This window comes from Trichormus variabilis 0441 (assembly GCF_009856605.1).
Lineage (GTDB): Bacteria > Cyanobacteriota > Cyanobacteriia > Cyanobacteriales > Nostocaceae > Trichormus > Trichormus variabilis.
This window is the reverse complement of the sequence record NZ_CP047242.1, coordinates 3,289,052-3,312,402: the sequence shown is the minus strand read 5'-3', so window position 1 is coordinate 3,312,402 and position 23,351 is coordinate 3,289,052. Positions and strand designations below refer to the sequence as shown.

Genomic DNA, 23,351 nt, shown 5'->3' with positions numbered 1-23,351 from the left:
AATATAAATATATACGTATAATTTAAAAATCATTTATTAATATCAACAACCAACATCAACAATGCTCATACTAACTTTTATGAGTTAGTAATATTTCGGCGATCGCCTGGGAAATAGGGTAGTATGGCGGATATATTTCCATCCAGAAAAATTCCCCGACTGGGTTAACTTCTAGGAATACATGGCGACCATCAGGGGTGACAATGATATCAATTGCTCCGTACTTTAAGCCAAAATTAGCCATCAATTTGAGTAGTTTTTTCTCAATATCTTCTGGTAAGTTGTAAGGCTGCCAATTCTTAGCTAAGTTTTTCCCTTCTTTGCGCCAGTCATAAGTAGACCCTTGCAAACTTTGGGAGTCCACTGCGGCAGTAAATACGTGGTGTCCGACAATAGTTGTCCTCAACTCCAGTGCCTTCGGTATGTTTTCTTGAAACGTCATTGGACAAAAACACAGTCCTTCCATATTCTCCAAATCGTCATTTGTAATTGGAGTAGTAAATACAACATTTTCTCGCCCTTGGTCATCATAGATAGCGAAGGAAGAAAGCATTTTAGTGATGATGCCTTGCGGACAATCTTGAGCGAATTTCTTCACAGCTTCGGGATTGTTGGAAGTTAAGGTACGGGGAGTTAAAAGTCCAACTTCTTTGGCAACTTTCAACTGTAGTTGCTTATTATTAGCCCGGTCTACATTTGCCATTTGATCAAAGTGAAATCCTGGCAGGCTGGCAATCATACCCCTGACAGTAACGCGACATTCCTGAATAGACGCATCTCTGTATTGCTTGTCCATTGAGTCGGGGATTTTCTGCCCGTAACGCATCCGCCGATACCAAACTGATGATACCTCACTCAAATCGAGCTTTTGTTCGCCATCAGTAATAATTACCCGTTCAGTATCACCGCAGTAAATATCTAACTTAACTTCGGTGGGATATCTATCTGTATCAAAGCGAAATGCTTTTTCTCCCCTGGCTTCTATTTCTTTGATTACTAAAGGAATGCTTTCGTTGTCATTGCTAAATGTAACGATTAATACGGTCATAAAAGTATCAATTTTGAAGTAGAATATCTGCGATCGCATTCGCAATCGGTAAGTCTAAATCTTTCTCCAGCATTCCCCATTCGCCTATGGGGTTGACTTCCAAAAAGACATATTCCCCTGATGGTGTGAGAATGAAATCTAACGAACCAAATAACAGCCCAAATTTCCCCATAAAAGCTTGCAGGCGACGAACCAATTCATCAGGAAGTTGGTGGTGTTGCCATGCGCCCACTTCAACACCTGGTTTACGCCAATCAGCTTTGGTTGCTGCATACACATCTGCATTCAGCGCCCCCACAAATACATGGCCATTTACATACACTACCCGCAACTCCATCTGCTTGGGGATTTGCTCTTGAAAAACCATTGGACAGTAGCGTAGTGACTCGGCATCTTCTAAGTCTTTTTCTTTAACGATGCTGGTGTAAAGGAAAAATGAAGAATTGGCTTCCATACTCCGGGAAAGAGTGGTTAAAAGCTTACTCACCATTTTGCCGTTGACTTGCCCAAAGAATTCTCTGGCTGCTTGGGCTTTGTTGGTGACAAGAGTTTGGGGAATAACAAAACCTACCTCAGACGCAATTCGCAGTTGACGCAGCTTATTATTTGCATAATTTATCCGTTCTAAATCATCTACCCATCTAGCACCCTTGAGGCTGTCCCAAAAAGCATCTAAAGTTGCTTTTGATTCTCTAATGCAGGCTTCTTGGAACTTTGGCGCTAATTCTTGACTCAGGTTTGGTTCCCAAATACGACGCATCCATACAGCCTGCACCTGCTCTGTGCTGATAGAGTGGTTGTCATATTCTATAGTGTGGTGGCTTTGAGACTTGTCAAAATGTGCTGTTAATTGCACTTGTAGAGGAAACTTGTCGGTATCTAAACGAAACGGTTGCACTCCTTTTTTTGCCAAGGCCTCTGCCACTCTATCTATTGTGAAAAAATCACCACTGTGAGTGATTAATAAAACAACATCACGAGACAGGTGCATAAAATATTCGCTTTTAAAATTTTTTCTAGATACCCGACTTTCTAATCAGTCGGGTATCTAAAGTTGTTATCTTAAATCGCTGATCATCTCTACTAAATTTTAGTATGGATGTTCAGCAATTTATTCTGCCAAGAAACAAACAAATGATGGAAATTTTCCCATATTTGCTGCTTTAACTATGTTCTTCAACACAGAATTATTTCTTGGTGTTGGTTGTTCTCACTAAGTAATTATCAAATAATTGATAACTACTATTCCCTTAATTTCAGATACAAAATAGTGGAATTATTGGTCTTCCAAATCTGAAGGATACTTGAAAGTCCAAGGGAAAGAAGGCGGATCTGTACCTTCTGTAGCTTGCTCTTCCAAGAAACGGGCAAAGAACGGTACCACTGCAACATTCACTGTTTTGACGGTGTTTGTAGACATGGTGTTTTTTCCTAAGGGAAATTCTTTTAGCAACTAAAGATATACCAGTAATTAAATACGTGTGCAAGGACATTTAAGACAGTTAAGAGGTAATTATATTAATTTATTTAAGACAGTTAGGACATTTAAGATACTCCAGTAGACAGTTAAGTGAATTTCGGAAAATTCAGGAATAAATATAATTTGCCACCACACAAAAAAATCCGCCTACACGGACTAATAGAAAATTAATATAGGACTAGTATTTGATTTAGGAATTAGAGACTATTTATAAAGGAAATCTTAGGTAAGGTATGTTACTGCTATGAAAGAATTTGAGATTTAGAGACAATAAAATTTAGCCGTAACGAACCATCTGTGAGGCGGTGCGTTAGGCGCGAGGATAGTTATTTTGTGAGCAATCATCAGGGAAATCAGCGCCTAACACACCCTACAATAATTTTATTTTTTCTTTATAAATAACCTCTTATACGTAGGGTGGGCATTGCCCACCAAAAACCGGATATAGTGAGCAATGCCCACCCTAAAAATACTTACGTTTGTTCAATTTTCTATCTATAATTCCCTAAACTCTCACCCATTTCAACACCTGAGGATCTTTATCATAGCGATAGGTAATACCGTCCCTGGTAGTGATAGTATCTCCTTTACTTGCCTTACTTCTAATAGTAGAAACAGAATAGTAGGTTAAGGAGTTCATTTCTTTATGACTAAGCCTTTCATCTGTATTAATTGCTGGCTCATTGGGAGATTCATCTTCAGATGAAATATCAATTGTAACTTGAGTATTTACTATTGGTTTAGTGATGCCTTGTTTTTGATTGCGATAGTCTTCAACTCTCATAAGTTGCCAACTAGAATCTTGTACAAGTTCGAGAACCCATTGATGATAATCAAATAGACTTTCTCGATGTCCAACACTAATAAAGGTTGTTTTCGTTTCTTGTAGCTGTTGATATAAACGTCCTTCGTTTTTCAAATCTAAAGCACTAGTTGCTTCATCTAATATGGTGAATCTGGGATGAGTCACTAATAGGCGTGCGAAAGCGAGGCGTTGTTGTTCTCCCAGGGATAGTATATTTTCCCAAGGAACTTCAGTATCAAAGCTGTCAACTCGACTTAACAAGTTTTGCAGATTAACTTGTTGTAAAACTTCTTTGAGTTCTGCATCACTCATTTGACGATGAGTTTTAGGATAGAGTAATTGTTCACGCAAAGTTCCTAAAATTATATAAGGACGTTGGGGTAAAAATAGAACTTCGTTTAGGGGGGGTCGCATCAAACGACCTGTTCCCGCATTCCACAAACCAGCGATCGCCCTCAATAGAGAACTTTTACCCCGACCACTCGGCCCGACAATTAATAAACCCTCTCCAGGCTGGACGTTTAATGACAAGTTTTCGACTATTACCTGCTCATAATTTGGTGTTTGTAAGGTAACATTCTCAAAAGCAAAATGATTTTCTTCGATTGTTTTAATCGTACCGACGTTCTCTGGTGGTTTGGCTACCGCTTGTAAAGCATCTGAAAACTCGGATAAACGCTGGACATAACTAGAAAATCGTCCAGAAATACCAAATTCAGCGATTAATTCTTCCAAAGCACCAGCAAAGAAATAGCAAGCCGTAGTCGCTTGTCCAACTTGTCCAAAATCAATGTCACCTCTGATATATAAAGGTGAGAGTACTAAAAGGGTGAGGAGTTCAATAGCAGATCGATATCCTCTGTTGAAAATTGCCTGATTTCTCTCCCAATTGATTTTGTGTTTCATATCATTGATGAGAGTAGTAAATCGGCGTTGAATTATATTTTGTTCTTGGTCTTCTCCTTGAAAAAAAGCTACTGACTCAGCGTGATTGCGGACATGAGTGAGAGAGTAGCTATAATCGGCTTTAGATTCGAGTTCTGCCTGATTAATCTTAATTAATTCTTGATTTAAGTAAACAGCGATAAAGTTACCTATAAAAGTGTAAATTAACAAAGCAATAGCTATCTGTTGAGAAATTGACCACACAACTAGTAAAAAAGTGATCATTTCCAGAATTTTCTCTAGGAAAGTAGCTGAAAAGCTGAGCGCACTACTAGTAATTGGTTCAATTTCTTGAGATAACCGTTGATCTGGATTATCAATTTCAGGTACAAAGTTAATTTTATAGTAAGCACGATTGTGCAGATATTTATTCAGTATATGATTATTCAGCCATTGATACCAGTCAAGAGAAATTTGTTTTCTAATAAACTTAGTAAATCCTACCAACAGTGTTATGAAGACAAGTCCCACACCATAAATTAATATGGTGTCAACAAATTTAGGATAATTTCTTTCTTGAATAATGACATCAATTAAATAGCGATGAATAAAAGTGTTAAAAGTGGTGACACCTACGAGAGCTAATATTGATAATATGAGGAGAATCAGCATTCCCCAGGCACGAATAACGTCTGAAAATGCTCTTTCTCCTGGCTTGGTAGGATACCAGTAAGGGCCGGCGATCGCCCTGACATCTTTCCAGAATTGGATAAAATCTAAAAAAGCATTTGTTGCTGGTTTAGCTTGAACAACTTGGGTAGGCATATTTGAGAAATCAAGTGAAATATTTGAGAGTTGGATATACTATTTTTTAGTATTGAATAATCAGAGATAATTACCGAAAAAATTAGCCTAGCCACTAATGCTGCAACTGATATTACCTAATTGTTGAGTGCGGCTTAAAGCAGTCGAAAAGGCATTAGAAATGCTAGTTCGCATCCCACCTTTTTCTAACTCGTAAATACCAGCCGCAGTCACTCCCCCAGGACTAGTTACTTTGTTGCGTAAAACTGCTGGATGTTCGTTAGTTTGCAACATCAGTTCTACACTGCCGGCAATGGTATGTAGTGTTAGTTCTTGGGCTTGTATGCGAGTTAAGCCCATCTGAACGCCAGCATCAATCATCGCTTCAATGTACAGGAATACAAATCCTGTCCCAGCACTACTCAAAGCCGTTGCCATATCTAGGTAATGTTCATTTTGGGTAACAAATTCCTTACCTAATGCTTGTAAAATAATTTGGGTGTGCGATCGCTGTATTTCTGTCACATTTGATGATGCGCTCCAGACTGTAGTTCCATGACCAACTTGTACTGCAATATTGGGCATTGTCCGAACAACAGCACCATGATTTAAGCCTTGGCAAAGAGATGAAACACTCGCCCCACCCACAATACTAATTACTAAAGCATCAGGGGGAATTTGATCTTTTAGTACAGCCATCACCTCTGGCAAAACCTGGGGTTTCACTGCCAAAATCACAATTGATGCACCTTGCACAGCTTCTATATTGCAGTTGGTGGTATGTACTCCATATTCTTTTTCTAAATAAAGGCATCGTGTAGAATATGGCTCACTAACAATAATTAGCTCGGATTTTTCAACAGTTTTTGTTGATAACAATCTACTAATTATCATTTCCCCCATCGTACCACCGCCGATAAAGGCAATTTTTAAGTCTCCCAACATAGCTGCACCCCTGATTTTTTTAAGATAAATTAACGTGAATTCGATGACCTCTCCCCAAACCCCTCTCTCTTGAAAAGTTCTGTTCGCTCTTAGCGTTGGCGAAGCCATCGGAGGAAACCTCCGCACCCTGCGGGAAGCAAGCTACAGACTTTTCGCTCCGACGCGGAGAGGGGCTTAAATATCTTGAAATCTCAACGAGAAATTAGAGTTTTGAAGCCTCTCTCCTTGCAGGGGAGAGGTTTGGAGAGGGGTTCTTCCGAATTTATCGAACTCGCTTAAGATAAATTAGGCTGAATTACTGCTTTTAATACAGAGCCACGCTCTACATCTGTCAACGCCTGATTAATCTCATTTAATGTATATGAACGACTAATTAAATTTTCCCAAGCAATATTTTTTTTCGGATCACTGTGGCGTTTAAGTAATTCAATCATTCTATAAAAATGACTAAAGTCAATGCCCCAAGTACCGCGAATATCAATATGTTTGAGATTAATTTCTAGGTGGGGATTGATGAGAATTTCCCCTGTGTTTGTGTAATGCCCAACAATGACATAACGACCACCATTTCTGGTCATATTCAAGCCTTCTTTCACAGCAATGGGAATACCTGTGGCTTCAATAATCACATCAGCACCGTGACCGTTAGTTAATTCCAAAACTCGCTCAATATGTTGTCGTGGATCATCAGCTTTAATGGCCAAAGTTTCATCTACACCGAAGGATTTGGCAACGGCTAATCGACTCTCAAATTTGTCAATAACAATGACTTTGCCTGCACCTGAGAGTAAAGCTAAAATTGCCACACTCAAACCTACAGGCCCGCAACCCTGTACTACTACTACATCACCAATTTGAATCTGCGCCCTATCAATCGCGTGTAGTGCAGTGGGTAAAGCACATCCCCCAGCAATGAATTGCTTTGGTGAGACTTCTGCTGGTAGGGTGAGAACTTTCACTCCTGGTTTGAGGTAAATCAATTCAGACCAACCACCAAGCAAACCCTCTTTAGCTGAGTAGGTGACACCATAAACCTTACGTTGGGGACAACGGGTGGATGCTTTAGCCACTAGACAATACCAGCAGTTGTAACAGGTTTCGTGAACATCCAAAAAAGTGGCGATCGCACCAGGCTGAATCAAGTTACTATTAACATCACTAACAGCGCCACCTGTTTCTACCACACGACCCACTGAGAAGTGTCCGGGAATAATGGGATAGGGTACTCCCTCTAAACGGCCGTGTAGTAAATGTACATCAGTGCCACAAACTTCACTATAGAGAGTTTCAACAATGATTCCGCCCTTTTCTAAAATCGGGTCTGGTAATTGTTGCACTACAACTGGTTGGTTAGGCGCGCTCATCACAGCAGCCTTGGGCATAAATTACTTCCTCACTCTGTTTACCAAATTGCTTCCTATCTTCTCAGGTTCAGCTTTAAGACCACAAAATAATTTCACCGTTAGGAAGTAATCCCATCGCCGAAGTGAAAGTTATACGTTGTCCATCCATCGGCTCAACAATGTGATAGTTGCGCGTATTAAAAATGAACACATCTCCCACATGAGGTTGGAAAGTAATCATGTCTGCATCTGCAATGACTGTATCACTATAGCCGTAGGAATCGAGCTTATATTGGTCATCTCCTGGTTGCCATTGGCGATCGTAAATACGCGTTTTACCATGACTACTGGCAGTTTTCTTCAAATACAAATTCCAAGAAAGTTGAGCAGTAATTGTACAAACTTCCCATCCAGACTGCTCGTATGGAGCATAATCAACATGAAGTTGAGTACCCTGCTCTATTTTTCTGATCAGTCCTGCATAATAACCACCATATAATAGCTCCGAAGCAATACGCACAGTCGCGCCTGTACACTCTCTAATTTTCACCATTAGGCGTTCTAATGGATTAAAAGAGGCTGCCAAAATCAAGTCTCTTAATTCAGTTGCTTGTTCTACTGCTTGAAAATAACCCGCCTTGCTAATTTGGTTATATTCAAACACTGTGATGCCAATTCGCTCAATTTTAGGATACACATCTTGATAACTATCAAAGTTAAATAATTGAGCCTGGGCTACTAAGTTTTCACACTCTTGGGGTGTAGCAAATTCCTGGAGTCGAATTAAAGGAATTTGGTTTTCCCAGAGCATTTTTAAAGATTCTGTTGTTAAGGAAGATTCTTGATTGTTTTTCCATACTTTGGACTTAAGCTGTTGAGAAGTAGCAGTCATAATAAATGCCTCACATTCTAGGAGAAGTTAGATTTTTTGGTGATATTGGTTGATAACTTGGAAACAGTAAATTTACGTTTCCAGTTGTTTTTTAGTAGATATGTAACGCCGTGTGCGACTTTCTCTCAAACCTAACCCCCAACCCCTTCCCTGCAAGGGAAGGGGAGCAAGATTCAAAGCCTCTCTCCGCTTCGGGGAGAGGTTTGGAGAGGGGTTTCAAAAATAAGTTGCACATCGCGTTATGTATTGATGCAATAGTAGATATCTATTCCAGAAAATCTTGAATTTTCTGCACTAGGTTCTGGATATGAGGTGGTGACATCATGCTGATATGATTACCAGGAACGACAACAGTTTCTATCTGTTCTACTAGTTGCTTCCAGCTAGATTCAAAGTCTTCCTCAGTCTCAGCAGCTTTTAATAAAACAATAGAGCCTGAATAAGATTGAGGTTGGTAATTTTGCAGTGCTTGAGCATTGATCTGAAGAATTTTCAGCAGATGAGGAGCTTGATCAAAATCAAAAGTTTCGATAAATATATTTTTCTGTTTAGCTTGTTCCACGACATAAGTTATTTGCTCCTCTGGGGCAAATTGTCGCAGTTCTTCTAAACAGAGTTCTAGCTGATCTTTAAATAACTCAACTAGTAGAAAAGCATAGTCTATTTCTCCTCGATAACTAAGAGCAGGAGGTGTAGTATCTAGTAGAGCCAACAAAGCTATCTGCTCGCCTTGACGAGAGAGTTGCTGTGCCATTTCAAAAGCTACCAAGCCACCAAAAGACCATCCAGAGAGGAAATAAGGGCCATGAGGTTGAACAGTTTGTAACTCTTTTATATAGTGAGTTGCCATTTGTTCAATACTAGTATGAGGTTGATTTTTGGGATTTAAACCAACACATTGCAGCCCATAAAATGGTCTTTCTGGACTCAAATAATAGGCGAGATGGTGATAGCAAAGAACGTTTCCTCCGCCAGGATGTACACAAAATATAGGTGATAAATTGCCATTGCTTCTGATAGGAACTAGAGCAGACCAAGACAAGGTATCTGTTGGGGAATCGAGAAAACTTGATAGTTGTTCGATGGTGGGATATTGGAACAAAATAGATAAAGGTAAGTTTATCTGGAAGTGTTTTTGTATCCGGGACACGAGACGAACAGCGAGAAGAGAATGACCCCCAAGTTCAAAGAAATTGTCTTGTACGCTGACAGGATGAATGCCTAGAATGTCTTCCCAAATTTGTACCAGTTGGAATTCCCAGAGATTTCTTGGTGCATTAAAGGCTTTGCGTTGTTCTTTGTGAATAAGTTTTGGTAGCCCTCGGACTTGGGGAACTTGTTCTGGCGAAATTCTTGCTATCAGGGTTGCCAAAGACTGTTCTGGAAGGTCAACAATGCTATTCAATAAAGCCTGAAAATGTTCCAAGATTAAGTTTATAGCTGGATGATCATAGCGCGATCGCTGATAGATGATGCGAAACTCTAGCTGTGAAGTCGGACTAACGAGAATGGTAAGGGCATATTTTGTTTGCGCTCCTATAGAACGATCTTGAGATTGCTGGTTGTCATGGTTTGCAGATTGTATGACTGATGGATCAACTGGATAGTTTTGAAAAACTAAAAGACTCTCATAAAGGGGTAATGAGCCTGGTACTTCGCTCCATTCGTGAATTTGTCCTTGGGAGCAGTATTCATAATCGCGTTGGGTGAAGTTTTGCTCTTGGATATCTTTCAGCCAAGACCAAAGTGACGCTTGGGAAGGAACCAACAGCCGCATCGGTAAGGTGTTAATAAATAAACCCAGCATGGATTCAGACCCTACCAATTCTGGTGGACGACCAGAGAAAGTCGCGCCAAATACCACATCTTCCAGACCGCTATAACGACTCAACAGCAAGCCCCAAACCCCTTGAACTAGAATATTTAAGCTCAAGTGATGTTTCCTGACCAAAGACTGTAATGCTGCTGTTGCTGAAGCTGACAGACGGGCTTTTTGTTCACCATAGCGTTCTTCCCCATCAGAAAAAGTCATAGGTTCAGCTTCTATTCCCAATGGAGTCGGGCTTTTGAAACCTTGGAGTTTGTTTCGCCAGAATGCTTCAGCTTGGGACAAATCCTGCTGTTTGAGCCAAGCAATGTAATTTCTGTAGGGATGACTGGGCTTCAGTGATAAATCTTGACCTTTGCTAAATGCTGTGTATAACGCAAAAACTTCCTGGAAGATGAGAGGTGTACTCCATCCATCTGTAAGAATGTGGTGAGAAGTCCAGACGAATTGATAAGCATTCGAGGCTACTTGGAAAAGAGCCAAACGCATCAGAGGCGCTTGAGTCATATCGAAACCGTGCAGTCGGTCTGCACTGACATAGGTTTCTAATTTTTCCTGCTGCTGGGATGGAGAAAGTCCGCGCCAATCTTGTTGCTCTAGTGGAAGTTCCACTTGCTTGAGTACAACTTGCAGAGGCTCATTTTGATTTTCCCACACAAAAGCCGTTCTTAGAATCGAATGGCGATCGCTCACACGTTGCCAAGCTTTGGCAAAGGCTAACACGTCTACTTCTGTTTGCAAGTTTAAAATGCACTGTTCCAGATGTATCCCCGATGCAGAAGCAGCTAAAGTCTCGAATAGCATTCCCTGTTGTGAAGGAGAAAGCTGATAAATTGATTCAATATTGTGACTGGGGAAGTGAGTTAATAACTCATCCAGTTGTGATTGATTTAACTGTGCATCTGGGAAATCGCTTGGTGTAAAGCCTCTATTTTCTGCTAATTGACAATGTTCTATGATGGAGGCGATCGCTTGAAGATAGCTCTGTGCTAATTTCTCTACTGTGGAACGAGCATGAACATGACTATTGTAAGTCCATTCAATGCGTAATTTACCATCTATTACCAGAGCATTGATATCTAATAAATGATTACGAGTCTGCTTTAAACTTTGGACAGACCCGGTAGTTTCTGGGGCAAATTTCCAACCAGTTTCTGATTGTACTTGGTCAAATTGTCCCAAATAGTTAAAACTGATTTCCGCAGTAGGAACTGTCTGGATTTTTTCCTTGACATTACTATCTTTACACAAGTAACGCAATATACCATAACCAATTCCCCGATGAGGAATTGCCCGTAATTGCTCCTTGATTGATTTGATAATTTCTCCCGTTTGCTTGTATGCAGGGAGTTGCAATAACACAGGAAATAAACTGGTAAACCAACCTACAGTCCGTGATAAATCTACATCGGCAAACAGTTCTTCTCGGCCATGTCCTTCTAAGTCCACAATTACCGTTGAATTTCCTGTCCACTCTGTAATAGAAATTGCTAAAGCACTGAGCAATATATCATTGATTTGTGTGTTGTAAGCTTCATTTGCCGACAGCAAAAGACTCTGAGTTTCTTGATGGCTTAATATTACTGACACACAATCAGAATTACCCACTGTGTTTTCTTGTGGAATGTCACCATAATCTAATGGTAGTGGTGTGATTTCAGACCAAGATTGGTTTAACCAGTAGTCTAATTCATCTTTGATAGTTGCTGATTGGGCATAATTATTTAATTTTTCTGCCCAATCAATAAATGCTGTGGTTTTTGCACTTAAATCTACAGGTTTTGGCGTAATTAATTGTTGATATATTTCTTCTAAATCCGATAATAAAATGCGCCAACTTACACCATCTACAGCTAAGTGATGCACAATAATGAGTAACCTGGCATCACTGTCATTACCCAAGTTAAACATCACCGTTTGCATTATTGCCCCTGTTGCCAAGTCTAAACTTGCCTGATATTTGGCGGCAATTTTTTCTAGAGTTTGTGCTTGTTCATCTTTAGGGACAGATGATAAATCAACTACGGTAAAAGGTACGCTATCATCCAACCCTTGATTTGTTTGTTTGTATTCATCTGCAACGGATGTGAATTTTAAACGTAAAGCATCATGATGCTCTAGTAATTTCTGCACGGCTATGGCAATTAATTCACTTTGCAGATTATTGGGAACTTGTAATAAAACTGACTGATTATAGTGGTGTGAATCTTGCTGATTTTGCTCAAAAAACCAATGTTGAATCGGTGTGAGCGGTGCAATTCCAGTAACTACGCCTTGTTTAGATTCAACACTGACCGTTGTATTCGCCACCTGAGCAAGTTCGGCGATGGTTTGGTTTTGAAATATCTGTTTGGGCGTGATTTGTATTCCAGCATTTTTGGCGCGAGAAACAACTTGAATACTCAAGATAGAGTCACCACCAATTTCAAAGAAATTGTCGTGGATGCTGACTTTTTCTTTTAATAAAAGTTGTTGCCAAATATTAGTTAAAGTTTGCTCTATAGGTGTTCGCGGTGCGACATATTCACTTTCCCGGTAAATTTCCCCGTCAGGTGTTGGTAGTGCTTTGCGGTCTATTTTGCCATTGGGTGTTAATGGTATGCTTTCTAAGGTGACAAAGCCACTGGGTATCATATATTCCGGTAGCTGTTGCTTGAGGAATTGCCGCAATTGGTTAGTGCTTAAAGACTCATCACTAGTCACTACATAAGCCACTAACCGTTTATTACCGTGAATATCTTCCGTAACAATCATTACCGCTTGTTTAACTTGGGGGTGAGTGTTGAGAACTGCGGCAATTTCTCCAAGTTCGATACGGAAGCCGCGAATTTTTACCTGATCATCAATGCGTCCCAGGTATTCGATATTACCATCACTGAGATAACGTGCTAAATCTCCGGTTTTATATAATCTACTGCCTTGTGACTTCTCAAAAGGATTGGGGATAAATTTTTGTTGGGTGAGTTCTGGGCGATTGAGGTAACCTCTAGCTACACCATCCCCGCCAATGTACAATTCACCTGGTACACCTATGGGTACTGGTTGGAGATGTGAATCTAGGATGTAAAGTTGGGTGTTGGCTATGGGGCGACCAATGGGAATATTACTACCTGGATAGCCAAGTTTTTCCACCTCGTAAATACAGCATCCTACGACGGTTTCTGTAGGGCCATATTCGTTAATCAATTTAGTTTCTGGTGCGCGTTTTTTCCAGAAAGAAGCTATTTTTTCTGATAAAGCTTCCCCGCCAATAATAAATGCTTGGGCTTGAATATTAACTGCTTCTGAAGTAAATAAATGGCTGAGAATTTCTAAATGAGCCGGGGTGATTTTTACCAAGCTAAACTTAGTCCCAGAACACAATGCTGTTTTCAGTGCTTCTATTTCTTCTTCCTCTGGTAAAAGTAATACTTTAGCTCCTACCAATAAAGGAGAAAATAAGCTGGTAATAGTAGCATCAAAGCTCAGGGAAGAATTGACAGTGGAACCAACTCCTGCGGCAACATCATAAGCTTTTGTACACCAACTTAAATAATTCACCACTCCACGATGGACAATCATAGTTCCCTTGGGTTTACCTGTAGAACCAGAAGTGTAAATTATGTAAGCTAAATTGTCTGATTTAACTTGGCTACAAGGGTTTTCATCAGAGTAATTAGCCAATTTTTGCCAATCTTCATCTAGGCAAATTGTTTGTGTTTGGTTGTTTGGTAGCTGTTTTAATAAGTGCTTTTGAGTCAGTAATATTGGTAATTGTGAATCTGCCAACATATAACTCAGGCGTTCAACCGGATAATTAGGGTCAAGGGGTACATAAGCACCACCAGCTTTCAGTATTCCCAATAGCCCTACTACCGTATCTAGAGAACGTTCCACACAAATACCTACCAACACCTCTGGTTTTACACCCAAGGACTGCAAGTAATGTGCTAATTGGTTGGCGCGGCGATTTAATTGGTCATAAGTGAGTTGTTGGTTTTCATATTCCACTGCTACAGCATGGGGGGTGCGCTGGACTTGCTCCTCAAACAACTGATGCAGACACTTATCAATGGGATACTCTACTTGAGTGTTGTTCCACTCCACCAGTAATTGTTGTTGTTCCACGGCTGTCAACAGTGGCAATTGGGAGATTCGCTGTTGGGGATTGGTCACAATGCCTTCCAGCAATGTCACAAAATGCCCAGCCATACGCTCGATAGTGCTGGCATCAAACAAATCAGTGTTGTATTCCCACGCACCCACTAGACCAGTGTCAGTGTTCTGCATTGATAATGTCAGGTCAAACTTAGCCGTGGAGCCTTTTATAACCAATGGAGTCACCGTTAGCCCAGTCAACTCTATGGGGGACATGGGGGTATTTTGCAGAACAAACATGACCTGGAACAGTGGTGTATGGCTGAGGTCACGTTCTGGCTGCAATGCTTCTACCAGCATTTCAAAAGGCAAGTCTTGATGGGCGTAGGCATCCATTGCCATATCTCGAACACGACCCATTAACTCATAGAAACTGGGATTACCAGCCAAATTGGTACGCATGACCAAGCTATTGACAAAAAAGCCAATTAGCCCTTCAACCTCCAGGCGATCGCGGTTAGCAATTGGCGAACCCACCAAAATATCTGATTGTCCTGTGTAGCGATAAAGTAGGGTATCGTAAGCTGCCAACAGAGTCATAAACAGGGTACAACCTTGCTCTTGGCTCAGTGTTACCAACTTCTGGGTTAACTCAACCGACAGCGCAAACTCCTGATATGCTCCAGGGAAAGTCTGCACCGATGGTCTAGGTCTGTCTGTGGGTAGGGACAACAAAGTAGGAGCATTTGCCAGTTGTTGCTGCCAGTAACTCAGTTGCTTTTGTAGTACATCTCCCTGCAACCAGTCTCTCTGCCAAATAGCAAAATCTGCGTACTGAATCGCTAATGGTGTTAACGGTGACTGCCTATCTTCGGAATAAGCATCGTACAGGGCGGCTAGTTCTTGGACAAACACACCCATAGACCAGCCATCAGAAACAATGTGGTGCATACACACAAATAAAGCGTGTTCAGTTTCTGATAACACCACTAATGTCACTCTGATTAATGGTTCATTGGCCAAATTGAAAGATATTTGCCCCTGTTCTTGCGCCAAGTCCTGTAAAACACTTTCTTGTTCAGTTGTAGGTAAATGCTGCAAATCAACAACTGATATAATCCCCAGTCCCCAATCCCCAGTCCCCAATCCCCAATCCCCAGTCCCCAATCCCCAAATCACTTGAGTCGCTTTTTCCTCAACCGTCACAAAGTTGGTGCGTAGCGCTTCATGACGATGAATAATATCTTGTAAGCTTTGCTCCAAAGCGGCTTGGTTGAGAGTTCCCACTAAACGCAAAGCTACAGGAATATTGTAAGAAGGGCTATTCGGCTCAAACTGGTCTAAAAACCATAAACGCTGTTGAGCATAAGACAGTGGTAAGTCTGTATTCTTGGTTCTTGGGACAATGGGCGGTGCAGACAATTCTAAGTCATTTTGTTGTAACTGCTCAAGCGATCGCGCCAATTCGCTGATTGTTGCACTGGCAAACAACTCACGCAAAGGGAGTTCTACTTTAAAAACGTTGCGGATACGTGAAATGAGTTGCGTTGCTAGTAGGGAATGTCCCCCAAGATCAAAGAAGTTATCATGAATGCCTACTTTCTCTACTTTCAGTACTTGCGCCCAAATTTGGGCTAACAGTTCTTCTGTTGGGTTCCGTGGGGCAACATATTTGTCTGTAATTTCGTTGTCTAAATCCGGTGCAGGTAAGGCGCGACGGTCTAATTTACCGCTAGGCGTTAGAGGTAAGGCATCCAACATCACAAAGGTGCTGGGAACCATGTACTCTGGTAACTTGGCTTTGAGAAATTGCCGCAGTTCGCCCATTGTGGTTGTAGAATCCTGATGTGCTACCACGTAAGCCACTAGGCGTTTATCACCGGGGGTATCTTCACGGGGAATGATACAAGCGGCTTGCACATCCCTATATTGACTTAATGCTGCTTCAATTTCCCCTAACTCAATGCGGAAGCCTCGTATTTTTACTTGATTGTCAATACGCCCAAGGTATTCAATATTGCCATCTGGCAAGTAGCGGGCTAAATCTCCAGTTTTATATAACCTGCTTCCTTGTCCCTGCTCAAAAGGATTAGGGATAAATTTTTCCTGGGTCAACTCAGGGCGTTTGAGGTAGCCTCTGGCTAGAGAAACACCACCAATGTACAATTCTCCCGGTACACCGATAGGTACAGGCTGTAAATAATTATCTAAGATATAGATTTTTGTATTAGTAATTGGCTTACCAATTGGAGGAAGTAATGGCCAAGTTTCCACTGAATTATCTAACGTAAAATTAGTGGCTACATGAGTTTCCGATGGCCCATAGTTATTGTGTAATGTACAGTGATTTAATTGACTGAACCATTGAGCGATCACTGGAGTAATCTGCAACTGTTCCCCAGCCGTGATGATTTCTTTGAGGTGACTATTAACTAATCCACTATCCACAGCAACTTCAGCTAATTGCTGTAACGCCACAAAAGGAAGAAACAATCTTGCCACAGCTTTTTCTTGAATCAAACCCAACAAAGCCAAAGCATCACGGCGCAATTCCTCTGTAATTAACAACAATGTCCCACCAGAACACCAAGTAGAAAAGATTTCTTGGAAGGAGACATCAAAGCTAATAGGTGCAAATTGCAGGGTTTTCGCCCCATGAGAAATTTTTGTATTTTGCAGTTGCCATAAAATTAAGTTGCACAAGGAAAGCTGATTCATGGCTACACCCTTGGGCTTACCTGTAGAACCAGAGGTATAAATTACATACCCTAAGTTATCTGCTTGTACATCTGTGATAGGATTTTCCTGGCTGGAGTGAGAAATTAATTGCCAGTCAGTATCTAAACAAACAAGTTGTGCTTGATAAGTTGTAAGTAATTTTTCCCCCTGCTCCCCTGCTCCCTGCTCCCCTGCCTTTTCATAGGACGGCAGTCTGTCGAGGAGTAACTGCTGGGTGAGTAGTACTGAAACTTGAGCATCTTCTAACATAAAACTCAGGCGTTCAGTGGGATACTCTGGGTCTAGTGGCAGATATGCCCCACCTGCTTTGAGAATCCCTAATAGTCCCACGACCATTTCTAAGGAACGCTCGACACATAACCCTACCAATACATCGGGTTTAACGCCTAAAGACCTCAAGTAGTGCGCCAACTGGTTAGCGCGGCTATTTAATTGAGAGTAAGTCAGTTGTTGATTACCAAACTCCACCGCTACAGCATCGGGTGTACGCTGAACCTGTTCCTCAAATAACTGAGAGATAGATTGATGAGGGGGATAATTTACCTGAGTATTATTCCACTCTACTAACAACTGTTGTTGCTCAACTTGTGTCAGCAAGGGCAATTGGGAAATTTGTTGCTGTGGGTTGGCAACAACACCTGCAAGTAAGGTGACAAAATGACCTGCCATCCGTTCTATGGTGCTGGAGTCAAACAAGTCTGTGTTGTATTGCCATATAGCTAATAGCCCAGAGGGAGTATTTTTAATAAATAAAGTCAAATCAAACTTAGCCGTTGTCCTTTGTGTCCCCAATGGACTCAGGGTTAGCCCAGCCAGTTCTGCCTCAGATGTCGGTGCATTTTCCAAGACAAACATCACCTGAAACAGTGGTGTATGGCTGAGGTCTCGCTGTGGCTGCAATGCCTTAACCAACTCTTCAAAGGGCAAATCTGGATGAGTGTAAGCTTGCAGCGTCACCCGTCGCACTCGACTCAGCAACTCCTGAAAACTGGGATTGCCAGATAAATCAGCACGTAAAACTAAAGTATTGACAAAAAAGCCAATTAACCCTTCAAGCTCCAGGCGATCGCGGTTAGCCAGAGGCGTACCCACCACAATGTCATCTTGTCCTGTGTAGCGATGAAGCAAAGTGGCATAAGCTGTAAACAGCGTCATGAATAGGGTAGCTCCCTCTTGCCTACTGAATTGGGTCAGGGCTTGGCTGAGTTCATTTGATAATTCCACATAGTGAGTTGCACCCCGATAAGTTTGAATGGCTGGTCTTGGTCTGTCTGTGGGTAACTCTAGTAAGTTGGGAGCATTTTTGAGTTGTTGCTTCCAGTAATCAAGTTGGGTTTGCAGTGCTTCCTTTTGCAAGCGTTGACGTTGCCAAATAGCAAAGTCAGCATACTGAATTGGTAACTCAGGCAAATTTGGGGATGAACTATTACATAATGCTGAGTAAATTGTTGCTAACTCGCCCATTAATACGCCCATTGACCAACCATCAAAAATAATGTGATGTATTGTGATTAGTAAAGCGTGTTCCACCTCTGTAAGTTTAATCACAGAAGCTCGAACTAAAGGAGAATTAACCAGGTCAAAGGGGTGATTAGCTTCTTGGGAAGCTAATTTTTGGCAAGCAATTTCTCTTTCATTGACAGGTAAATGAGTTAAATCTACTATTGGCAAACTTAAATTTAAACTATCAGCAATTACCTGGACTGGTTGCTCATTGATAGTGTGAAAGTTAGTACGTAATACTTCGTGGCGAGCGACCACTATATTGAGGCTTTGCTCTAGTGCCACAATGTTCAACTGACCATGAAGTTTTAAAGCTACTTGTTCATTGTAGAAGGGGTTATTTGGTTCCAACTGGTTTAATAACCAAAGTTGTTCTTGGGCAAAAGAAAGAGGTAAGTGCTGAGGACGTTCGGTTGTGATTAGGGATAAATCTTTGTTGGTGTTAGTAGTTTTTTCGTGCAGTAACGAAATAAGTTCTGCTTTATTTTTGGCTAATAAATCACGAGTTTCTAGGGTTAATACTCCCTTGGGAGCATTAGCGCGTAACTGCTCACCTTCAACCCACAACTTCACACCTTTTTGATTTAAATCAAACACCAATTGTTCAATATTCACAGCAATCTTACCTCCACTCCAGCTAATGCGTAATTTAAAATTATTTTTGACTCAAATTGCTATTTCTTCTCGATCAAATGCACTGGAGTTCGTATCGGGTTCTAGAGATTTTCCTATCTTTAGTGCTATTTCCGCTATCGTGGGAGATGCAAACAAACTGGCGACATTTAAGCCAATAGCAAACGTATTTCGTAATCTTGAGAGAATTTGAACAGCGATTAAGGAATCTCCTCCTAGTTCAAAAAAATCATCATGGATTCCCACCTGATTAATTCCCAATGATTCTTGCCAAATATCGGCAATTTTCTGCTCAATTTCATCACGGTGAGCTATATATGAATTGGCTAAATTAGGTCTTGAATGTAGAGTAGATAATTTTTCTGGCTGCAAGCTATCCGGCTTTATTGGTAATGAAATATTTGATTTTGTCTTAGTTTCTTGCTGTCCAGATTTGCTGCTAAATGCAGTGGACACAGCAGCTTGAGCCATAATAATCTGATGCTCAAATGCTTCATTTTCAGGAAACGCAGCAACTTGAACAAAATCTTGAGCTTGTAGTGCTGCAAACCACTGGTCCTTGATAATAAAAGGCTGACCTGGGTCGCGTCTTTGATCATCTAAAGGTTTCAATAGCAAACCCCAACTAATATCAAAATCGATTTTAGGTTGAGTTATTTCCCACACTAAAAGGAAACCCCCAGGAGCTAATAAAGAGCGTACATGATGCAGGGTTTGATCAATGTTCTGAGTTGCGTGGAGAACATTAGTAGCTATGATGACATCAAAGCTGTACTGCTCAAATCCTTGCTCAGTTGGGGGCTTGTCTATATCTAATAATCGATATTCAACAAATGGATATTCCTGAAACTTTTGTTGGGCTTGAGTCAAAAAGCCGCTACCAATATCAGTAAAAGTATAGTTGGTTTGTTGAGGCGGCAATAAAGGTAATAATGCTTGTGTAGATACACCAGTACCCGCACCAATTTCTAGAACTCTCAGATGAACAGATGATGGTAAAGACTTGACTATCTGTTCCAAGCTTGAGCGCAAGATAGAGTTGTAATAATTAATTAAGGGAGATTCTGAATATGAAGCTTTGTTTTCTTTTTGGTAAACCAGTTCATTGAAAATCTCTAATGGCTCCTGTTCACCTGTAACAATAGCAGCTAAATTTTCCCCACAGCGTTGTACTAAATCTAAATCTACTAAAGATGAAGCAGCAAACCTCGCTCTAACTTCGGCTAAATGTTCATCAATATAATTTTGTGAACATGGCACTAACCCAGTAAATAAACCCTCCTGTTGTTGTAGTTGACCCTGTTCTATTAATATTTGCAACCATCTAGAAAATAATTGTTGATAGCGGGGAGAAATATGATATTGCTCCCAAAAATTCTCCAAAGCATACTTTTCTTGGGAATGATTAAAAGCGCCTAATTGCCTAAGTGCAGTGTTGATGTAAGCTGTACATAAACTATCCAACCATTGTTTGTTTTCCTGATAGGTGGACTCGTTAAGTTCGGCATTTATCACACTTGCTTGCTTTTGACCTGCTTGTGTCAGCAAATTCCACAATTGTGATGTTGGTGGTAAAGTTGGCAATTGTCCCCAAGCTGTTTTTTCTGGGGGGTCAATCCAATAACGTTGTCGTTCAAAGGGATAAGTAGGTAAGGGAAGACGATAATATTCATCTTGACTATAAAACCCTAACCAATCTACCTTGACTCCAGCTAACCAGAGTTGACCAAATGTGTTGAATAAAACCCGAATATCAGATTGCTTTTCTTGTGGATGGCGTATCGAGGTTAAGACTGTTTGTGTAGCTACCTTACCAGGATTTCTTTTCACCAAAGTACTTAGTGTGTGTCCTGGCCCTACCTCTAATAAGACTTGCTCAGGTGTTGCTAATAATTTTTCTACACCTTGGGCAAACAGCACTGGAGAACGCAGATGTTGAGCGTAATACTCAGGGTTGGTGGCTTGGGTGACTGTAATCCAAGTGCCAGTCAGATTGGAGATATAAGGAAGCTTGGGAGGATTTAAGGTGACTTGTTGGACTCGCTCTGCAAATGCCTCTAAGATGGGTTCCATCATGTGAGAGTGGAAGGCATGGGATGTATGCAGACGGCGACATTCAATTCCTTGAGCAGCTAGCTGATTTTGTAGAGTATTTATAGCTGCTATGGAACCAGAAACTACACATTGCGATCGCACATTAATCGCAGCAATAGCAAGTTCTGTACCTAACAGAGATTGTACCTGATCGACGGGTAAAGGAATAGAAAGCATTGCCCCAGTGGGGAGTTGCTGCATCATCTGTCCCCGTGCTGTTACCAAAGATAAGGCATCTTCTAGGGAAAAAACCTCTGCTAAGGTTGCAGCTACATACTCACCAATACTATGAGCGATCGCAGCCTGTGGTTTTACTCCCCATGACTGCCATAATTGAGCTAAGGCGTACTCAATGACAAAAATAGCAGGTTGAGCTATTCCTGTTTGTTCCAATTGCTTTGATGCTGCATCAATCTTATCGTCACTGGGATAAATAATGTCACGCAAATCTAGTCCCAGTAAGGGTTTAAGAAATTCTGAGCAATAATCAACTTGTTCTTTAAATACTGCCTCAGTTTCATAAATTTCCCGCCCCATGTTCACATACTGAGAACCTTGACCAGGAAACATAAAGACCACAGGCCGTTCTGTAATCTCTGTATAGTTAGTAGCAACTTGTTTTGACTCTAGACCTTTAACAGCATCTTCTAAATCTTGACAAATCAACATCCGTCGATAATTAAAACCCCGGCGACCACTATTCAGGGTATAAGCCACATCCCCCAAGTTAACTTCCGGATGCTCTTTTAAATAAGCAACTAAATTACCCGTCGCCTTCTCCAACGCACTCCCAGTCTTAGCTGACAAACACAACAATAAGTATTTATTTTTGAATTTTGTTCGCCCTTGGCATTCCCGAAGGGTATTTTGACTTTTGCCTTGAATTGGTGCTTCTTCCAAAATCACATGAGCATTAGTACCCCCCATGCCAAAGGAACTAACACCAGCACGGCGAGGAGAGTTATTTGTCTCCCATTCCTTGAGGGTTGTATTCACATAGAAAGGACTGTTGGCAAAATCGATTTTGGGGTTAGGTGTCTCAAAGTGCAAACTAGGAGGCAGCATTTTATGTTGCAGGGCTAATACAGTTTTAATCAAACCTGCCACACCTGCTGCTGTATCTAAATGTCCTAAGTTGGTTTTGAGGGAACCAATAGCACAAAAACCTTTTTTATCCGTAGTTTGATGAAAAGCTTGAGTTAAAGCGGCAATTTCAATGGGGTCGCCTAAAGGTGTAGCTGTACCATGAGCTTCGATGTAGGAGATGGTTTCTGCATCTACACCAGCGATAGCTTGAGCCTCAGCAATGACTGCGGCTTGTCCACTCACACTAGGCGCAGTGTAACCGACTTTTACTGCCCCATCATTATTGATAGCTGAACCTCTAATGATTGCACAAATGTGGTCGCGATCGCTGATTGCGTCCTTTAATCTTTTCAAAACTACAATCCCCGCACCGCTACCAGCAATTGTTCCTTGTGCTTGAGCATCAAAAGCGCGGCAGTGTCCATCAGGGGAAAGAATCATGCCTTCTTGATGCAAATAACCTATTTTTTGAGGAATACTGAGAGTTACACCACCTGCCAGAGCCATGTCACACTCACCATTGAGGAGACTTTGACAAGCTATATGAATAGCCACTAAAGAAGTAGAACAGGCTGTTTGTATATTGACGGCGGGGCCAGTCAAGTTAAGCTTATATGCAGCTCGTGTAGGTAAGAAATCTTTATCGTTGGAAAATCCTAATTGGATAGGGTCAATTGTTGCTAGTAATTGATGATGAGGATAGAGGTTATTGAGAAAATACCTATTCATCCCCACACCACCATAAACTCCGATTAAACCATGATAAGTTTGTGGGTCATAACCAGCAGTTTCTACAGCTTCCCAAGCTAATTCTAAAAATAGGCGTTGTTGTGGATCTATTAACTCAGCTTCTTTGGCACTATAAGCAAAGAAATTAGCATCAAACAATTCAATATCTGATAGTACACTACCAGCTTTGACATAATTAGGACTATTCAATAAATCAGAAGAAACGCCAGAATTGAGTAATTCTTCATCTGTGAACCTGGAGATAGACTCTACACCATCTCGTAAGTTCTGCCAAAATGATGCAATATCTTTCGCGCCCGGAAATCTACCTGCTACAGCAATAATGGCGATTTCCGAATTATTAAATTCATGATTGTCATACCCTGAATCTATGGTCATATAGCAGTTCCTAAGCAAGTAAATTACAGATGAGATTGATTGTTTTTAAACGCGGAGGGGC

At 41.0% G+C, this 23,351-nt stretch carries 9 protein-coding genes; all 9 read right to left on the bottom strand.

Annotated elements, in window-relative coordinates; all coding sequences use genetic code 11:
* Positions 1 to 70: 70 nt before the first annotated feature.
* Positions 71 to 1,048 (bottom strand): MvdD family ATP-grasp ribosomal peptide maturase, encoded by a 978-nt coding sequence (locus tag GSQ19_RS13390; RefSeq protein ID WP_011318432.1) that lies wholly within the window; start codon positions 1,046 to 1,048, stop codon positions 71 to 73.
* Between the two features lie 7 nt (positions 1,049 to 1,055).
* Positions 1,056 to 2,039, bottom strand: coding sequence for an MvdC family ATP-grasp ribosomal peptide maturase (locus tag GSQ19_RS13385; RefSeq protein ID WP_011318431.1), 984 nt, complete (start codon positions 2,037 to 2,039; stop codon positions 1,056 to 1,058).
* A gap of 285 nt (positions 2,040 to 2,324) precedes the next feature.
* On the bottom strand, positions 2,325 to 2,468 hold the full coding sequence (locus GSQ19_RS13380) for a microviridin/marinostatin family tricyclic proteinase inhibitor (protein WP_104009901.1): 144 nt from the start codon (positions 2,466 to 2,468) through the stop codon (positions 2,325 to 2,327).
* 565 nt (positions 2,469 to 3,033) lie between these two features.
* Positions 3,034 to 5,043, bottom strand: a complete 2,010-nt coding sequence (locus GSQ19_RS13375) for an ABC transporter ATP-binding protein/permease (protein ID WP_011318430.1) — start codon at positions 5,041 to 5,043, stop codon at positions 3,034 to 3,036.
* An 87-nt stretch (positions 5,044 to 5,130) separates the two neighbouring features.
* Positions 5,131 to 5,967, bottom strand: coding sequence for a pyrroline-5-carboxylate reductase (proC, locus tag GSQ19_RS13370; protein ID WP_041456688.1), 837 nt, complete (start codon positions 5,965 to 5,967; stop codon positions 5,131 to 5,133).
* Between the two features lie 275 nt (positions 5,968 to 6,242).
* On the bottom strand, positions 6,243 to 7,349 hold the full coding sequence (locus GSQ19_RS13365) for a zinc-binding dehydrogenase (RefSeq protein WP_011318428.1): 1,107 nt from the start codon (positions 7,347 to 7,349) through the stop codon (positions 6,243 to 6,245).
* 55 nt (positions 7,350 to 7,404) lie between these two features.
* Positions 7,405 to 8,202, bottom strand: coding sequence for a 2OG-Fe(II)-dependent halogenase WelO5 family protein (locus tag GSQ19_RS13360; RefSeq protein ID WP_011318427.1), 798 nt, complete (start codon positions 8,200 to 8,202; stop codon positions 7,405 to 7,407).
* A gap of 265 nt (positions 8,203 to 8,467) precedes the next feature.
* On the bottom strand, positions 8,468 to 18,964 hold the full coding sequence (locus GSQ19_RS13355) for a non-ribosomal peptide synthetase (RefSeq protein ID WP_011318426.1): 10,497 nt from the start codon (positions 18,962 to 18,964) through the stop codon (positions 8,468 to 8,470).
* Between the two features lie 51 nt (positions 18,965 to 19,015).
* Positions 19,016 to 23,290: a type I polyketide synthase gene (locus GSQ19_RS30010; RefSeq protein ID WP_011318425.1), complete on the bottom strand. Its 4,275-nt coding sequence runs from the start codon at positions 23,288 to 23,290 to the stop codon at positions 19,016 to 19,018.
* Between the last annotated feature and the right edge of the window lie 61 nt (positions 23,291 to 23,351).

Coding starts and splice junctions, on each gene's coding strand:
- GSQ19_RS13390 (WP_011318432.1), bottom strand. CDS start 1,048: ATGACCGTATTAATCGTTACATTTAGCAATGACAACGAAAGCATTCCT.
- GSQ19_RS13380 (WP_104009901.1), bottom strand. CDS start 2,468: ATGTCTACAAACACCGTCAAAACAGTGAATGTTGCAGTGGTACCGTTC.
- GSQ19_RS13375 (WP_011318430.1), bottom strand. CDS start 5,043: ATGCCTACCCAAGTTGTTCAAGCTAAACCAGCAACAAATGCTTTTTTA.
- GSQ19_RS13360 (WP_011318427.1), bottom strand. CDS start 8,202: ATGACTGCTACTTCTCAACAGCTTAAGTCCAAAGTATGGAAAAACAAT.
- GSQ19_RS30010 (WP_011318425.1), bottom strand. CDS start 23,290: ATGACCATAGATTCAGGGTATGACAATCATGAATTTAATAATTCGGAA.
- proC (WP_041456688.1), bottom strand. CDS start 5,967: ATGTTGGGAGACTTAAAAATTGCCTTTATCGGCGGTGGTACGATGGGG.
- GSQ19_RS13385 (WP_011318431.1), bottom strand. CDS start 2,039: ATGCACCTGTCTCGTGATGTTGTTTTATTAATCACTCACAGTGGTGAT.
- GSQ19_RS13365 (WP_011318428.1), bottom strand. CDS start 7,349: ATGCCCAAGGCTGCTGTGATGAGCGCGCCTAACCAACCAGTTGTAGTG.